Raw genomic sequence first — 16,268 nt, forward strand, 5'->3', positions numbered from 1 at the left:
CGGATCAGTCGTCCGGGAGAAGATGAATTGCCCGCGGTCGGATGTTGGGAAGCTGAAGCGCTGGGGCACTCGTTTGGTCGATCTCGGCAAGGATCTCGGCATGAAAGTGTCGACCGCAGAAATCGTCCACCTGCTGGCGAAAATATTCGGTGCCTGATGGGCAACTTCACCGACATCCTCGCTCGTATAGGAAAGCTCTCGACCAGCATTACGAAGCAGCGTCCCTTTCTGGTATTCCGCCAGACCCTCTCCGCCGACCGCTTTGGCCGAACATCGCGAACGCGGTCCTCTTTCTCGCATGCAATCCCTTCTCGACCGGTTCGACCGTCGTCGTCGATGGGGGAGCCACCGTCGCGGCGTGAGCGGCTGCCGGATTGTTGGACCGCTTCGATACGCGCGGCTATCATCGAAGAAAGACCAGATGTTCGCCTATTGAACAAGATAATCGGGAGGTTTGAATGGTCCGCAGGTCGACGGTGCTCGCGATACTCGGTGCTGGAATTCTGTTCGCAGCCGCAGCACCCGCTACAGCACAGCCGGCGGACGTCAATTCGCCCGATCTCGTTCTCGTCAACGGAAGGGTCCTGACCCTTGACGAGCAATCCAGCGTGACCGAAGCGATCGCCGTCCGGGACGGAAAGATTCTCGCGGTCGGAAGCAGCGCGTCCATGCGGGCGCTCGCCGGAGCGCGCACGCAGGTGCTTGATGTATCCGGTAAGACCGTCGTTCCCGGATTGATCGATACGCATGCGCACTTCAAGGCGGCTGGACTTGGCGACTATGTCGTCGTCATGGGCCGGGCGAAGACGGTCGCGGAAGCGCTCGAGGCAATCAAGGCCTTCGTCGCCAAGAAGAAGCCGGGCGAGTGGATCGTTGGGGGAGCGTGGCACCCGCCGTCACAACTCGCCGAGAAGCGCTACCTGACGAGACAGGAGATCGACAGCGTCGCTCCGAACAATCCGGTCTACTTGCGCACCGTCGGGCATTTCTCGATGGCGAACACGATGGCGTTGCAGAAGGCAGGCATCGATAAGACCACCGCAAACCCGGACGGTGGCTCTTTCGAGCGCGACGCGGCCGGCGAACTGACCGGCGTCCTCGTCGAGACCGCGATCGACCGGGTCGAGAAGGCCGTTCCGCTGTGGACCGAAGAGGATGAAATCAGGCAGTTCACACTTGCGGAAGGCGCGCTGAACAGTTTTGGGATCACGAGCGCGGTCGAAGGCGCCACGGAAGCGCGCGACGTCCGTACGCTGCAGAAGCTCGCGGCGTCCGGACAAGCGACGCTGCGGACGGGATTGATGTACAGACCCGAGCCGCCCGCCGATCTAGGCGCCTGGGAAGCGATCATGTCGGGTAATGGCGCTTCGTCCGGCTTCGGCGACGACTGGGTCAGGTTTGCCGGCATCAAGATCTTCTACGATGGCGGCATGACCTTGAAGACGGCGTTGATGCGCGACGTCTATCCGGATTCGCACGACAACTACCACGGCATCGCCCAGCAGACCCCCGAGCGGCTCACGCAACTCGTCTCAATCTGCAATCGCTACAGCTGGCGTGTTGGCGTGCACGTCGTAGGTGATCTCGGCATCGACCAGGTGCTCGACGCCTTCGAGGCGGCCGACAAGAAACGGTCCATAAGCGGCCGTCGTTTTGTTCTCATCCACGCGAGCCTGATCAGACCTGAGCAGATGGAGCGCGCCCACAAGTTGGGGGTCAGGGTCGATTTCCAGAACGTCTTCATGTGGGACAAGGCTGCGACCGTCGAGCGCTTCCTGGGGCGGCCAACAGCCGATCGCGCCGTGCCGACAAAGACCTTGATCGAGAAGATGGGGCTGGACAATCTCGGTGCCGGAACCGACTTCCCGGTCAACCCGATCAACCCGTTCCTCAACATGTACATCATGGTGACGCGGAAGGATCCGAACGGAAGCGTCTACGGTGCGCCGGAAGCTATCAGTCGCGAACAGGCACTCCGCCTCTACACGTCGGCAGCTTCCCGCTACATGTTCGACGAAGCACGCAAGGGTACGATCCAGCCGGGCAAGCTTGCCGACCTCTCGGTCCTTTCCGCGGACTACATGGCCATTCCGGAAGAGCAAATTAAAGACATCAAGGCGGACATCACGCTTGTCGGCGGCAAAATCGTCTTTCAACGTTGACTCGAAGGAGAGGACTAACGCCGAAGCGCGCACTATCGACGTCGCCAGTTCGTCGACGCCGGGCGCCTAGGCCGGAGCACGGCAGTCCGGGGAGCGGAGGAATGCTCCTGACATCTGACGGTATTTTAAGATTTGTGTCAGTGCGGGCACTGTCAGTGTTGGTTGCGCATGCGGCGCGCCATCCAATCGATAGACTCCGATAGGTAGCGGAATTGCCTGCATTCCATGAGGAGCAATTTTTCTTGTGGATTCAAGACCAAAAAAATACGGCGGGTATGCCGTCGGCGTTTGTCCGTCAGATCGAGAAAATTGTGCTTACAGCTCAACGACGTGCCGTCGTTCAAAATGATAGAGTGGGAGTAGCGTCGCTGGCTGCTACTGCGCAGTGTTGCGTAGGTTCTGGTGCGGGTGTCTACTTCCTTTCCTTGCCATTGAGGATGGAGTTACGGACCTCCACTTAGCTTGATTGAGCTCGGCAATCCATTCATCTGCGTTGGCGGGCGTATCGAAGCGCGTTGGAGCGTGCGGAAAGGTTGCGCAGGCGGAGTGGGTCGCACGACGGCGGAGCGGAGTGAATCAGCTCCTTGTGTACGCGGAGCGGGTCCTGTCGTTCGAGCAGCGAGGTTGAAGGATGTCGATGTCGTGGCGCGAGTCGCTCCCCTGCCACAACGGGTACACCCCTGTGAGCTCACCTACGTCTTCTTTCAACGATAATCCGCGCTCCATGGCTGCAGTACTCGCGGCTGTCTCCGGCGCGCGATCTGTCCTCCTTGCTGCAGCGGACTGATCAAACTATTCCCTAAGGTTCATTTGGACGAAGCACGCACCGGCCGCAGCAACGAGGCCGAGCGCGGCGGCGAAAATGGTCGCGCCGGTGGCAAGTCCCGCAAGGTCGATCAGATAGCCGGTCAGCACTGGAAGCAGACCAGCGGGGATGTATCCGCCGAAGTTCATGACCGCGTTTGCCTCTGCGCGGCGCTCGGCAGCAACGTGCAGGCCGATCAACGAAAGTCCGCCGAGCTGCCCAAAGCCCTGGCCCGCGCCAGCGAGCAAGGCGGCGAGGATCAACAGACCCGCCAGCGATGCGTCGACCGCAATCGCGATGCTGATCATGGACATGACGGTGGCGGCCGCACCGATCAACATGATCGCTCGAATGGGAAGCTGCCTGAGCGCGAACTGAACGCCTGTTGCCGTCAGGAACATGGCGCAGGCCGTTCCTCCCGCAACAAGAGGGCTTGTGACATGGAGCAGCTTTGAAAGCAGCGATGGTCCGAGCGACAGCACGAAGGAGGTTGCCGTGATGCCGGGGCCGAAGATCGCGACGCCGAAAGCGACCTGCCGGCGATTTGCGCGCGGAACGCTGGGCACGCGCAGCCGCCAGCCATCGCCAGACTTGCGATCGAGCCGCTGCTGCGGCAGTGCAAGCACCAGAAGGCCGGTGCACGCCAACACGATCAGCTCGGTAGTGAAGATCAAAACGACGGGCTCGGCGAGCTGAACTGCAACGGAGCCCGCAAACAGCGGACCGAGGCCCGCGCCAAGCACCATGGCGACCGACGCGATCAGTGACGCCAGCCGGCGACGGTTCGGGCCGCCCTGATCGACGACGGAGGCCATGCCCGCTGACACCACGACGCCGACCGCAACGCCCGACAGGAAGCGCGCGACGAGCAGGGCGCCGACCGTCGTCGCGGTCGCAAACAGCACGCATGCCAACATCGCCGCTGCAAGGCCGGGCAGCAGAACTGGTCGTCGGCCGTAGCGATCGGAGAGCTGACCGGCGAGCGACAGAGACACCAGCAGGCCCAGAATGTAGGCTGCGAAGATCACGGTCAATGTGCCGGAAGAGAACCCGATCGTCCGCTGCCAATAGACGTAGAGCGGCGTTGCCGAATTCGACAGCACAAACACCGCTGTGACGACCCAGGCCGCGCTCCACATGCGCCAGGGGCGGGGTTCGCTGCGTGATGTGTCTGAAGGACGACCGATATCGCATGTGGTCATGCTATTCTCCTGTACGAAGTTTATCGTACTTAACATGGTTCGACAAATCTCGTACAGCGATGTAAGACAGCGCTCATATCGGTTCGTCAAAACTGCATAGGAATGCGCAGCCGTGGATGATCTTCCCGAGCCTCTGCCGGAGCCGGCCGCCAAGGAGATGCGGCTGGAGGCAATCATGGGCGCGCTCTCCGATCCGATCCGTCTGACGATCGTGCGCAAGCTTCTGCTGGAATCGGAGGCGTATGATCACACGTGCGGCTGGTTCGGCTTCGACAGGCCAAAGTCCTCGCTGACACATCATTTCAAGGCGCTGCGCGAAGCCGGCCTGATCCGGCAGCGTCAATACGGTCTCGAGCGGCGCAGCCGTCTGCGTATGGAAGACCTGAATCGGTGCTTTCCCGGCCTTCTGGATTTGGTTCGAAACTGGGATGAGCGGAAGCCCGGCGGGGCCAGTGTGCGTCAGAAGGCCAGCGCGCAGAAAAGTGGCGGGGCAAAGCGGTCCTAGCCGAGGATCGGCATGCTCACTCGGCCAGTCACGAACGGACCGAGCCGAAAGTTTGTTTAGTGTCCCGGCACGAAACGTGGAACGTCCTTCCCATCGAGGTAGCCAAGAAGGACGTCGGCAGCGGCGTCCGCAAACTGTCCGTACATTTCGTCCGTCGGCCAGCCGAGATGCGACGTGAGGACAACATTGGAGAGCTGCCGCAACGGGTGAGCCGCGGGCAGGGGCTCCTCGTCGAACACGTCGAGCGCGGCACCGGCAATGCGACCATCGGCAAGCGCGCGGTAGAGAGCCTTCTCGTCGACGATGGGGCCGCGCGCTGTGTTGACCAGATAGGCCGTCGGCTTCATCAGCGCGAGCCTTGCCGCGTCGATCAGGCCGCGCGAGTTGGGGCTGAGCGTTGCGTGAACCGAGACGATGTCCGAACAGCGCATGAGGTCGTCGAGCTCGCGCCGCTCCGCGCCGTGCTGCGCAGCGGCTTCGGCTGTCAGCCGGTTGCCCCAGGCCAGAACCTTCATGTCGAACGCGCCCGCAACCCGCGCTACGTACTTGCCGATGTTTCCGAGGCCCACGATACCGAGCGTCTTGCCGCGCAGAACCCGGGTCATCGGCGTCGGCCATCCTCCCGCCTTCACGGCATGATCCACGGACGGGATCTGACGCATGATCGCGATCATCAGTCCGATGGCAAGCTCGCCGGCGGCGGTGCAGAATCCTCCCGTCGCCTTGCCGATCAGAATGCCGCGCTGCTCCGCCGCGGCCAGATCGACGTGATAGGCATGATTGCCCGTCTGGGCGATGATCCTCACATCCGGCAATTGCTCGAAAAGTTCCTTCGTGAATCGCGTTCGTTCGCGCGTCGCCACCAGCGCATCGAAACCACGGAGAGCAGCCGCTTCGCCAAAGGGCTTGGTTAGAATCTCGACCTCGGCCCGTTCGCGCAGACGCTGGACGCCGGCCGTCTCATGATAGGCGCAATGAAAATCGTCGAGAAAGGCAACGCGCATCAAATGTCTCCCGTCTCCCTTGTGGGATCGTGGCAGCCCAGGGCCCGAAGCTGCATCTGCGGGCCTAGGCCAGATGGAGCGAACCAGACAACCGAGTTTTTCTCGACGATTGTTGTCCAGGGGTCAACAGCCCGCCCATCGCGCGATCGCTGGTGCCTAACGCGCCATTCTGCGGGCAGGTCGGCCCAAGCCCGTCTCATCGTTGCTCTTTAGTCAACAAGGACCTCCCAATTTCTCGTGCTGGTCGCTGGGACGACCTGCCTATGGTCGCCGCGTGCCATGCCAGCCCGCGCGGGCACAGCGAAATCAACGAGAAATCGGGCAGGAGGAGACCACAATGCAAACATTGAGCAGCTACGATTTTGTCGTTGTCGGCTGTGGCGCAGCAGGCTTGTCGGCTGCCGTCACTTATGCCGAGGCCACGGTCGGGCGACCGGTCCGGATCGCCGTGCTTGAACGCGCAAAGAAAGAGGGGCGCGGCGGAGCGACCCAGTGGACCGGAGCTTTCCTGCGGATCAACGCGAGCCGGAAGCTCGACGCCGATTGGCCTGATCGCGTCCGTCGTGTTTCCGGCGGGCGTTCGGACTACGAATATTGCCGCAAGCTCGAACAGGAGACACCGACGACCCTTCGCTTCATTGAGGAGAGGGGTGTCGAGCTCGTCTTTCCGGAGTTTCCGTTCGCGCATACCTTCAATGGCGAGGCCGGCGTTACTCCGCCTGGCCTTCCGGTCGGCGGCGGCGCGGCGATCGTCTCGGCATTGTTCAAGGCGCTTGAGAAGCACACCAACGTCGACATCCTCTATGAAACCGAGGCAGTTCGCCTGTCGGTGTCCGATGCCGGCGCGATCGACGGTCTGATCGTCCGCGGGAATGACGGCACACTCAAACGCATCGGGGCGGCCGCGGTCGTGCTGGCGTCCGGCGGCTTCGAAGGCAATGTCGAGATGCTGACGCGGTACATCGGGGCGCGCGCTTGCGACCTGCCACTGATTGCGCCGGGAATTGCGAACAACCGTGGTGACGGCTTGAGAATGGCGCTCGAACTCGGCGCCGATACCGCGGGTCAGTTCGACATGGTTCACGCCGAGCCCATTGACACGCGTACCGCCAGGGCCGACGCCGTCATCTACACCTACACCGGCGGCATTTTCGTTAACGGTGAGGCTGAGCGGTTCTACGACGAAGGCAAGGACACCTGGGACAACACCTTCGAACACATCGGCTACGAGATCTGGCGCAACCAGAACCAGAAGGCCTTCTGGATCGCGGACGCCAAGACGATGCAGGTACCCGGCGTCGAGATGGGCATGCTCAGCGATCTTCCGCCCGAGAAGGCGGATACGGTTGAAGTGCTGGCCGGCAAGCTGGGGCTTGATCCGGCCAAACTCGGAAAGACGGTCGCCACATTCAACGCCGCCGCTGTCCCCGGGAAGTTCGAACCCGGAAGACTGGACGGCCGAAGCACGACCGGTCTTACTCCGCCCAAATCGAATTGGGCGGTGCCGCTCGACACGGCGCCGTTCTACGGCATCCCGCTGACGGCAGCGATTACCTTCACGTACGGGGGTGTTCGCACCGATCTTCACGCGCGAGTCGTGACGCCGGCGGGCATTCCGATCCCGAATCTCTATGCGGCCGGGGAGGTCACAGGCCTCTTCTATCACGAATATCCGCCGGCGACGTCCGTGCTCCGCTCGTTGACGTTCGGCCGCATCGCCGGCGCGCATGCGGCGGCGCAAGTGGTGGGATCGAAAGTCGCCGCCTTCGCCTGACCGGTCTCCGATTTCACATTTTCAAGTGTCCGGGCCGGGATCGAGCCGGGCCCGGACGTCACGATTGATAGAGGGTGAGGGATTTATGGATATGACGGCAGCCATCGCGGCCAACGATACGGCGACCATGTCGCGGAAGGAAAAGCGCGTCGTCTTCGCCGCGTCGCTAGGAAGCGTGTTCGAGATCTACGATTTCTTTCTGATCGGCTTGCTCGCCACGGAAATTACCAAGGCGTTCTTCTCCGGCGTGAATCCGACCGCCGGGTTCATTTTCACCTTGCTCGGTTTTGCCGCAGGCTTCCTTCTCAGGCCTTTCGGCGCGCTCGTGTTCGGACGTGCCGGCGATCTGATCGGACGAAAGTACACGTTTCTCGTGACGATCGTCTTGATGGGGCTGTCGACCCTTTCCATCGGCCTGTTGCCGACCTACGCCAGTATCGGCATTGCGGCACCCGTTCTCTTCATCACGATGCGCATGCTTCAGGGGCTTGCGCTGGGCGGCGAGTTCGGCGGCGCAATGATCTATGTCGCGGAGCACGCTCCCGCCGATCGGCGCGGCGCGTGGACCGCGTGGATCATTCTGACCGCGGCACTTGGCTTTCTCCTCGCGGTCGGCGTCATCATTCCGCTCCGCTTCGTCCTGAGCGAACCTGATTTTGCCGTGTGGGGCTGGCGCATTCCATTCCTCGTTTCGGTGTTGTTGCTCGCGGTCTCCCTCTGGATCCGCCTGAAGCTCGATGAGACGCCGGAATTCCGCCGGATGAAGGAGGAGGGGCGCGCGTCCAAGGCGCCAATCGGCGAGACGTTTGGTGAGTGGCGGTACCTGAAGCTCGTGCTCATCGCGCTCTTTGGCATCGTCCCGGGTCAAGCCGTCATCTGGTACACCGGCCAGTTCTATTCGCTGTTCTTCCTGACGAAAGTCCTGAAGATCGACGGGACAACAGCCAATCAGCTCGTCATTGCCGCAACCGTGGTGACGGCGCCGCTCTACATTCTCTTCGGTGCCCTGTCGGATCGCATCGGCCGCAAGCCGGTCTATCTGACCGGCTATCTGCTCGGCGCCGTCCTGATCATTCCGTTGTTTCACGGGCTTGCGCATTTCGGCAACCCGGATCTCGACAAGGCTCAGCGCGAGAATCCGATCGTCGTCGTTGCCGACCCTGCGCAATGTTCGCTGCAATTCAACCCGAGCGGGACCGCACGCTTCACGTCATCCTGCGACGTCGTCAGGGCAGCCGTCGCCAGGCTCGGCCTCAGCTATCAGAGCAGCCCTGCATCGCCTGGCACGGTAGCTCAGGTCAAAATCGGGGACGACCTTGTCCAGGGCTTCGACGCTCTGGGTGATCGGGCCGGAAGCAGAGAGAAGGAATTCAACGCAGCCTTGACGGCGACCCTGAAGAAGCGGGGGTACGTGCTGGATCAGGTCGATCCGGCCTCGATCAACAGGCCCGGCATCATCCTCGTCCTCGTCCTTCTGCTCAGCTTTGGAACGATGACCTTCGCGCCGAGCTGCACGGCGCTCATCGAGCTGTTTCCGTCACGCATCCGCTACACGGCGATGTCGTTTCCCTATCATCTCGGGGCCGCATGGTTCGGCGGATTCCTGCCCGCGACCACCTTCGCCATCAATGCGGCGACGGGAGATATCTATGCCGGGCTGCTCTATCCCAGCATCGTGGCCGGCGTCGCCTTCGTCATTGCGCTCGTGCTCGCCAGGGAGACGAAGGGGATCGACATCTCCGGGGCGTGATGCGCGCCGGAACGGCGCGGGAGACATGGATTGTTTAGGCGGTGCGTCGCACCGTCGCTTCTATGAAAGGTTTGGATATGCAGGAATTCTTGATGCGGATCGGCACCGAATGGCGCCGGGCCGAAGACGGCGAATGGTTCACGAGCATGGACCCGTATACCGGGCGCGACTGGGCTCGCCTGCCACGGGGGAAGGCCGCAGACGCCGACGCGGCGGTCCAGGCCGCGTCTAGGGCCTTCCGGAGCGGTCCCTGGCCGTCGATGACCGCCAGCGCAAGGGGACTGCTGCTGCACCGGCTCGGCGATCTCATTGCTCGTCACGCCGAGGAATTGGCAGAGCTCGAGGTGAACGACAACGGGAAGCTCAAGGCCGAAATGCTCGGCCAGATGCGATACCTGCCGCAATGGTTCTATTATTATGCCGGATTGGCGGACAAGGTCGAAGGCCGCGTCACGCCGATCGACAAGCCGGGCGTCTTTCATTACACGCTGCACGAGCCGCTGGGCGTCGTCGCGGCGATCGCGCCCTGGAATTCTCCGCTGCTGCTCGCCGCGTGGAAGATCGCTCCCGCGCTCGCCGCCGGCAATACGATCGTGATCAAGCCGTCCGAGTTTTCGTCGGCCTCGACAATTGCGTTCGCCCGGCTGTGCGAAGAGGCAGGCTTCCCGCCGGGCGTGGTCAACGTCATCACCGGATTTGGACCGGAGGTCGGCGAACCCCTGGTCAAGCATCCGCTCGTGGCGCGCATTGCGTTCACCGGAAGCGAGAACGGCGGCCGGCATGTCTACGCGGCGGCCGCTGAAAACATCAAGCGCGTCTCGCTCGAACTCGGCGGCAAATCGGCCAACATCGTGTTCAGCGATGCGGATCTCGATGACGCGGTCAAGGGCGTCGTGTCGGGCATCTTTGCGGCCACGGGGCAGACCTGCATGGCCGGCTCGCGCCTTCTGGTGCATTCCTCGATCCACGACGAATTCGTCGCGCGTCTGGTGAAGTTCATGCAGACGGCACGTCTCGGAGACCCGCGAAAGCCCGAGACGAATATCGCCCCGGTGTCCACGCAGCCGCAACTCGAGAAGGTTCTCGCCTATTTTGACATCGCCAGAAGGGAAGGGGCCGAATGTGTGCTTGGCGGCGAGCGTTCGCGTCGGCCGGGCTGCGAGGAGGGGCTTTTCGTCGAGCCGACGATCTTCACCGGCGTATCCAACAGCATGCGCATCGCCCGAGAGGAGGTGTTCGGCCCCGTCCTTGCTGTGCTGAAATTCGGGACCGATGACGAAGCGGTCGCGATCGCCAATGACAGCCCTTATGGGCTGGCAGCCGGCGTTTGGACGCGCGATCTCCAGCGGGCCATGCTGCTTCCGAAACGGCTCGAGGCGGGCACGGTCTGGGTTAACGCCTATCGGCTGGTCAGCTATCTCGCTCCTTTCGGCGGCGTCAAGGCGTCAGGAATCGGCCGCGAGAACGGCCTGAACGCGATCTACGAATACCTCGAGGAAAAGAGCGTGTTCATCAATCCGAAGCCCGGCATCGCAAACCCGTTCGTGCTCAGTTGAGAGCCGTCATCCAAAGCCAGCCGCGCCAAACCTGCCGAGATCCGTCAGCCCGGAGCCACCAATCGTGTCCAATGTCTATCATATGCCGACCCGCATCATCTCCGGGACCGGCGCGCTCGAATCGCTCGCATCAACGGTCAAGGGCTTCGCGGTCAAATCCGTGATGCTCGTCTCCGACCCGATCATCTCCCGTCAATCCTGGTATCAGCGCGCGCTCGAGCAGCTCGTTGCCGCGGGATTTTCAGTGCTGCGGTTTGAAGAATGCGAGATCGACGCGCGCGTTAGACAGATCGACGCGCAGGGCAAACGGGTGCGCGAGCAGTCGGTCGGTGCCGTGATCAGCATTGGGGGCGGGTCGGTGATGTGCGCCGGCAAGGGAATCGCGATCGTCGGCGCCAACGGGAAGTCGCTCCGCGACTGCACGGGCGTCGGCAATTTCGAACGCCGCGCATTGCCGATGGTGATGGTCCCGACCACGGCCGGGTCCGGCTCGGAGGTGTCGCAATGGACCGTGGTCAAGGATGACGAGAACCATGCCAAGCTGGTGTGCGGAGGGCCGCTCAGCTTTCCCGATGTCGCCATTCTGGATCCGACCGTGCTCGAGTCGCTGCCGCCGCGCATTGCCGCGGCAACTGGCGTGGACGCGATGACCCATGCCCTGGAGGCCTACACCAGCAGTCTCGCATCCCCGCTCACCGACGCGATCGCGCTCGAGGCGATCAGGTTGCAGGCGTCCTCGCTCCGCGCATCGATTTGCGGCCTCCACGACGTCAATGCGCGTGCGGACAATCTTCTGGCTTCATCGATGGCCAACATCGCGTGCGGCAACGCGCGCCTGGGGCATGCGCACACCCTGTCGCTGCCGCTCGAAGGTCTCGTCGACATGCCGCATACGCTTGGCGTGGGCGTGTTGATGCCCCACGTTCTGGCGTTCAATCTGATGGTGCTGCCGGCCAAAGCACCACATGTGGCCCGGGCGCTCGGCGCCCGCCTGCATGACGACTGCTCGCCCCAACAGGCCACCGACCTGGCTGTTTCCGCGTTGCGGCAGCTCTACGAAGACGTCGGCTTCCCCATGCACTGGGCAAGGGATGCCCTGCCGAAGCAGCAGGTTCGGGAAATGGCCGAACGCGCCGTGCCTGGACTTTACGCTGGCACGGCCGGGATCGAGCGGTTCAAGTCGATGAAGATCACCGACGACACGGTGATCGAGAGCCTCGCGCCGAGGAAGATGACGGTCAGCCAGGCCGACGCGATTTTCACAGCCTGCATCGCCTGAACCATACGCGCTTGCGGCCGATCGGATGAGTGTAACTCCGGTCAGGCCATCGCCTTGCGCAATTTGCGACCCGCCGGCGACGCCGGCGGTTCGTCTTCAGCCTGGGTCTGCTCGACCAGCCAGCTTCGAAATTGCCGGAATGCTGGCTTGCGCAGGCTCTTCTGAGGATAGATCAGGTAATAGGTGAATCCCTCGCGATCGAGCGTCGGGCCGAAGGGCTGAACCAGGCGCCTTGCGCGCAGGTCATCGGCGACGAGCACGCGCTGCGCGATCGCGACGCCCTGGCTGTCGAGCGCAGCCTGGTAGGCGAGGACGGAGCTCGTGAATTTCGGTCCCGCGTAGGGGGCGATCTCGGTGAGCTGCGCCGCCTTGAGCCACAACATCCAGTCGTCCGGCCGTGCCAGCGAGTGCAGCAGCGGCACGCGGCGAAGATCGCCCTTCTGCTTCAGCTCGAACTCCCGCCGATATTTGGGACTGCAAACGGGAATCAAATGGTTTGCCACGAGCCTGTCCACGCCCAGTCCAGGCCAGTTTCCGTCGCCAAGGCGCACCGCGCAGTCGACATCCTCGTTCCGGAAATCGACCTCTTCCAACGAGGTCGTGAGGCGAACCTCGTTCAGCCGGTTCATCGCCTGATAGGACGACAGGCGCGGCACCAGCCATTTCATCGCGAAGGTGGTGTAGGCCCTGATCTTGAGGACATTGCCCGAGCGTTCTCCCGTCAGCTTGCGGGTCGCGTCACGGATCCCGTCGAGATGGTGCGCGATGGCTTCGAGATACTGCTCTCCCTCGGCGGTCAACGCCACCGCGCGCGGCTCGCGGCGAAACAGCTTCACGCCGAGATGAGATTCGAGAATCTGCACCTGCCGGCTCACGGCGCCGGGTGTCACGGACAGAAGCTCCGCCGCACCGCGGATGCTGCGTAACTTTGCGGCGGCTTCGAAGGCGCGCAGCGGATTGAGCGGAGGCAATCGGTCCATCGTGCCGCGACTATGCGCCGATCGTTGCCTTTTAGTCAACAATGGCCCCCGCGTTTCTCGTTCTGAGCCTGCGCGATATCCGCCTAAACGTCTCGGTCAATGGCTTGCTCGGCACGCCTTCGGTTTCCCGGGAGGATCAATGAACCAGCTTTCGAACGTCGAGACGGTCTCGACAGATCGCGACGCCATCGGCTCGCAAGGGTCCGGGAGGCTTTTTGCATCCCGCGACCGCGCAACCGGCCAGTGTGTCTTCCCTCCCGTTCCGGCACGATCGCCGAGTGCGCACCGCTATGAGCCGGTGACCCTGTCGCGAACTGCACGGCTCTACAGCTTTTCGGTGATCCACCCGAATCCGAAAACCGGCGAACAGCCTTTCGTCGTCATCTACGCGGACTTTCCGGAAGGCGCGCGCGCGTTCGGACGACTGCTCCTGCCGCAGGAGCAGCGCCCGCTGGTCGGGATGCCGGTCGAAGCGCGGATCACCGGGCAGGGCGTCGCGACGACCTACGCATTCGTTCCCGGCGAGGGGGCCCGATCATGACAACGACCGTCTATGTCGCCGGTGCGGCGATGACCGCCTTCGGCCGCCACAACGACCTCTCCATGCAGGACCTCGCGCAGTCCGCGGTGGTCGGTGCGCTTGCCGACGCCGAAATTGCGGCCGACCGCATTCAAGCGATGTACAACGCCAATGTATACGGCGGCATGGTGCTGGGCCAGGTGCTCATGCGGGATCTCGGCATCACGGGGCCGGCCCTCTACAATGTGGAGAACGCCTGCGCGAGCGGGGCAACGGCGGTGCACCTCGCTTGCCATGCGCTTCGGCTCGGCATCTACGACACCGTTCTCGTCTGGGGCGTCGAGAAGCTGACGTCGTTCGGCGGCGGGACGATCCCGCTGCAACGGAACGACTACAAGACCGAGCTGTACGCTTCGCAGGGCATGACGCTGCCAACTGTCTACGCGATGCGCGGGACCCGCTATCTGCACGAGCGCAATGAAAAGCCCGAGATACTGGCCCGCGTCGCCGTCAAGAACCGGGCCCATGGCGAGCTCAATCCCCTGGCGCAGCAGCGCAAGGCCGTGTCGATCGACGAAGTGCTCCAGTCCCGGCCGGTCGCGGAGCCGCTGACATTGCTGCAGTGCTGTCCGTCCATGGTCGACGGCGCCGCGGCAGTGGTGCTGACGACGGTTCGTCCGTCGTCTGCGCGCCCTGCTGTGCGCGTCCTCGGTTCGGCCGTGCAATCCGGCCGGCTGGAGGAAGGTTGCGACGATATTCTCGACGCCGAGATCACCGCACGGACCGCGCGGCTGGCTTACGAAAATGCGGGTCTGGGTCCGCGCGACGTCAACGTCGTCGAGCTGCACGATGCTTTCACGATCGCCGAGCTGCTATACTACGAGGCGCTGGGTCTCGCGGAGCCGGGCGAGGGGGCTGCGCTGCTCCGCCGCGGCGCCACGGCTCTCGGCGGACGCGTGCCCGTCAATCCGAGCGGCGGGTTGCTCGCCAAGGGGCATCCTCTCGGCGCCACCGGCGTCGCGCAAATGGTCGAGATTGCCTGGCAGCTCCAGAGCCGGGCCGGCAAGCGGCAAGTCGAGGGGGCACGGATCGGATTGACCCAGTGTACGGGCGGCGGCATCGCCGGCGTCGATCATGCAGCGTCGGCCGTCCACGTGCTCGGAGTGTAGTCATGACGAAACAAGACAGCGCGATCGTCACCGGCGCCGCCCGAGGTATCGGGCTCGGTATTGCGCGGAGCCTTTGCAGTGCCGGGTATAACGTCGCTCTCTTCGATCGCGACGCCGCGGCATTGGAGTCGGCGGTAAAGGAATTGCGGCAGACCGAAACCGGACAGCAATTGCTGCCGGTGCCCGTGGACGTCACCGACCGTGGCGAGATCGAAGCCGCGGTTCGCATGACGCAGCAGACCTTCGGCGGCATCGAAATCCTCATCAACAATGCGGGTGTCGTTCGTGATCGACGCTTCCTCGACTTGTCCGACGACGATTGGGATCTCGTCGTATCGACTAACCTCAGATCGCAGTTCCTGATGTCACGGGCCGTGCTCCCGGTGATGGTCGAGCGAGGCTACGGCCGCATCGTCAACATCTCGTCGCGGGCATGGCTCGGAGGCTTCGGTCAGGCGAACTATTCGGCCGCCAAAGGCGGCGTCGTGAGCCTCACTCGAAGCCTTGCCATCGAGTTTGCGGCCAATGGCATCACGGTCAACGCGATCGCTCCGGGGATCGTCGACACGCCTTTGTTCCGCGATTTCAAGGCGGAGGTCCAGGAGCGGCTCAAAAAGAGCGTTCCGATGCAGCGCATCGGGCTGCCGGAGGATATTGCCCAGGCCGTGCAATTCTTCGCGGCGCAGGCAAGCTCCTATATCACGGGACAGCTGATCTATGTCTGCGGCGGCCGCAGCCTCTCCAGCGTGAGCGTCTGACATGGCTGTCCACCAAATGCGCGACAGGGCCGTCGCCACGATCACCATCGATCGGCAGGACGCCCTGAATGCACTGGATGTCGAGACCCAGAGGCGATTGCGCGACGAGCTGATTGTTGCCCGGGACGACGATGCGGTTCGCGTGATCGTGCTGACCGGCGCCGGCGAACGCGCCTTCTCGGTCGGGGCCGACCTGAAGCGGACGGCGCCCGCGGAACATCCCTATGTCGCGGCCTGGACGGCTCGCGACGAGGTCGCAACCGAGCGGGGCGCCTATGTCCGCTTCATGAATATCGACCGGTTGGAGATCTGGAAGCCGATCATCGCTTCGATCAATGGCTATTGCCTCGGCGGCGGGCTCGAGCTTGCGCTGCAATGCGATTTGCGTGTCGCGGCGAATACCGCCAGCTTTGCGTTACCGGAGGTCAAGGTGGGCAGTGTTGCCGGGGTGTGCGGACCGCTGCTGCTGCGTGCAATTCCCGCCGCATCAGCCTCGAAGATGCTGCTGACCGGGGCGCGCATCGATGCCGCGGAGGCCCTTCGTATCGGTCTGGTGAGCGACGTCTGGCCGTCCGCGTCGCTGGCCGAGCGCACCAGCGAACTGGCGCAAGCCGTGGCCAGCAATGCACCCTTGTCGCTCTACGCGACCAAGCGCCTTGCCCGGGAAACCGAGACCTCGTCGCGCTCAATGCTTCACAACATGACCGAAATGGTCTTCGGCATGATCAAAAACACGGCGGATCGGATCGAAGGTCGCAATGCCTTCGCCGAGAAGCGCCCGCCACGCTTTCATGGACGATGATG

General features: G+C 63.1%; 13 protein-coding genes. 10 read left to right on the forward strand and 3 right to left on the reverse strand.

Annotated features, from left to right (window positions below):
• Nucleotides 1-458 precede the first annotated feature (458 nt).
• The gene (locus ACVIHF_RS12035; RefSeq protein WP_456792136.1) at nucleotides 459-2,162 is read left to right on the forward strand and encodes an amidohydrolase; all 1,704 of its coding nucleotides are present in this window, start codon (nucleotides 459-461) and stop codon (nucleotides 2,160-2,162) included.
• A gap of 792 nt (nucleotides 2,163-2,954) precedes the next feature.
• On the opposite strand, the gene ACVIHF_RS12040 is transcribed toward ACVIHF_RS12035, so the two are convergent.
• Entirely contained in the window at nucleotides 2,955-4,322 is a 1,368-nt protein-coding gene (locus ACVIHF_RS12040; protein ID WP_456792137.1) for an MFS transporter, read from the reverse strand.
• On the opposite strand from ACVIHF_RS12040, the gene ACVIHF_RS12045 reads away from it, so the two are divergent.
• A complete protein-coding gene (locus tag ACVIHF_RS12045; protein WP_456780741.1) occupies nucleotides 4,282-4,674 on the forward strand; it encodes an ArsR/SmtB family transcription factor in 393 nt (130 codons plus the stop codon). The genes ACVIHF_RS12040 and ACVIHF_RS12045 overlap by 41 nt on opposite strands.
• A 56-nt stretch (nucleotides 4,675-4,730) precedes the next feature.
• Here the strand turns inward: ACVIHF_RS12045 and ACVIHF_RS12050 are convergent, their stop codons facing one another.
• The gene (locus ACVIHF_RS12050) at nucleotides 4,731-5,678 is read right to left on the reverse strand and encodes a D-2-hydroxyacid dehydrogenase family protein (protein WP_456780740.1); all 948 of its coding nucleotides are present in this window, start codon (nucleotides 5,676-5,678) and stop codon (nucleotides 4,731-4,733) included.
• 346 nt (nucleotides 5,679-6,024) lie between these two features.
• Between ACVIHF_RS12050 and ACVIHF_RS12055 the strand changes: the two genes are divergently transcribed.
• The 4 genes from ACVIHF_RS12055 to ACVIHF_RS12070 all read left to right on the forward strand — a co-directional run bounded on the left by ACVIHF_RS12055 (nucleotide 6,025) and on the right by ACVIHF_RS12070 (nucleotide 12,037).
• Nucleotides 6,025-7,452 (forward strand): FAD-binding protein, encoded by a 1,428-nt coding sequence (locus ACVIHF_RS12055; RefSeq protein ID WP_456792138.1) that lies wholly within the window; start codon nucleotides 6,025-6,027, stop codon nucleotides 7,450-7,452.
• Nucleotides 7,453-7,579: 127 nt separating this feature from the next.
• On the forward strand, nucleotides 7,580-9,202 hold the full coding sequence (locus tag ACVIHF_RS12060) for an MFS transporter (RefSeq protein WP_456794085.1): 1,623 nt from the start codon (nucleotides 7,580-7,582) through the stop codon (nucleotides 9,200-9,202).
• A 77-nt stretch (nucleotides 9,203-9,279) separates the two neighbouring features.
• A complete protein-coding gene (locus ACVIHF_RS12065) occupies nucleotides 9,280-10,758 on the forward strand; it encodes an aldehyde dehydrogenase (RefSeq protein WP_456780737.1) in 1,479 nt (492 codons plus the stop codon).
• Between the two features lie 64 nt (nucleotides 10,759-10,822).
• Nucleotides 10,823-12,037, forward strand: a complete 1,215-nt coding sequence (locus tag ACVIHF_RS12070; RefSeq protein ID WP_456780736.1) for an iron-containing alcohol dehydrogenase — start codon at nucleotides 10,823-10,825, stop codon at nucleotides 12,035-12,037.
• Between the two features lie 41 nt (nucleotides 12,038-12,078).
• Here the strand turns inward: ACVIHF_RS12070 and gcvA are convergent, their stop codons facing one another.
• Nucleotides 12,079-13,017 carry a transcriptional regulator GcvA gene (gene gcvA, locus ACVIHF_RS12075; RefSeq protein ID WP_456780735.1) on the reverse strand — a complete coding sequence of 313 codons (939 nt, stop codon included), beginning with the start codon at nucleotides 13,015-13,017 and terminating at the stop codon, nucleotides 12,079-12,081.
• Nucleotides 13,018-13,156: 139 nt separating this feature from the next.
• On the opposite strand from gcvA, the gene ACVIHF_RS12080 reads away from it, so the two are divergent.
• The 4 genes from ACVIHF_RS12080 to ACVIHF_RS12095 are packed head-to-tail and all read left to right on the forward strand — an operon-like array spanning nucleotide 13,157 to nucleotide 16,266.
• The gene (locus ACVIHF_RS12080) at nucleotides 13,157-13,558 is read left to right on the forward strand and encodes a Zn-ribbon domain-containing OB-fold protein (RefSeq protein ID WP_456780734.1); all 402 of its coding nucleotides are present in this window, start codon (nucleotides 13,157-13,159) and stop codon (nucleotides 13,556-13,558) included.
• Nucleotides 13,555-14,706, forward strand: a complete 1,152-nt coding sequence (locus ACVIHF_RS12085; RefSeq protein ID WP_456780733.1) for a thiolase family protein — start codon at nucleotides 13,555-13,557, stop codon at nucleotides 14,704-14,706. The genes ACVIHF_RS12080 and ACVIHF_RS12085 overlap by 4 nt, the downstream gene beginning before the upstream one ends.
• Complete coding sequence (locus ACVIHF_RS12090) at nucleotides 14,640-15,464, forward strand: SDR family NAD(P)-dependent oxidoreductase (protein ID WP_456792139.1); 825 nt, start codon at nucleotides 14,640-14,642, stop codon at nucleotides 15,462-15,464. The genes ACVIHF_RS12085 and ACVIHF_RS12090 overlap by 67 nt, the downstream gene beginning before the upstream one ends.
• Before the next feature lies 1 nt (nucleotide 15,465).
• The gene (locus ACVIHF_RS12095) at nucleotides 15,466-16,266 is read left to right on the forward strand and encodes an enoyl-CoA hydratase/isomerase family protein (RefSeq protein WP_456780731.1); all 801 of its coding nucleotides are present in this window, start codon (nucleotides 15,466-15,468) and stop codon (nucleotides 16,264-16,266) included.
• Nucleotides 16,267-16,268 lie beyond the last annotated feature (2 nt).

It is taken from the genome of Bradyrhizobium sp. USDA 4506 (assembly GCF_054058795.1).

Coding starts and splice junctions, on each gene's coding strand:
- ACVIHF_RS12065 (WP_456780737.1), top strand. CDS start 9,280: ATGCAGGAATTCTTGATGCGGATCGGCACCGAATGGCGCCGGGCCGAA.
- ACVIHF_RS12095 (WP_456780731.1), top strand. CDS start 15,466: ATGGCTGTCCACCAAATGCGCGACAGGGCCGTCGCCACGATCACCATC.
- ACVIHF_RS12035 (WP_456792136.1), top strand. CDS start 459: ATGGTCCGCAGGTCGACGGTGCTCGCGATACTCGGTGCTGGAATTCTG.
- ACVIHF_RS12050 (WP_456780740.1), bottom strand. CDS start 5,678: ATGCGCGTTGCCTTTCTCGACGATTTTCATTGCGCCTATCATGAGACG.
- gcvA (WP_456780735.1), bottom strand. CDS start 13,017: ATGGACCGATTGCCTCCGCTCAATCCGCTGCGCGCCTTCGAAGCCGCC.
- ACVIHF_RS12080 (WP_456780734.1), top strand. CDS start 13,157: ATGAACCAGCTTTCGAACGTCGAGACGGTCTCGACAGATCGCGACGCC.
- ACVIHF_RS12085 (WP_456780733.1), top strand. CDS start 13,555: ATGACAACGACCGTCTATGTCGCCGGTGCGGCGATGACCGCCTTCGGC.
- ACVIHF_RS12060 (WP_456794085.1), top strand. CDS start 7,580: ATGTCGCGGAAGGAAAAGCGCGTCGTCTTCGCCGCGTCGCTAGGAAGC.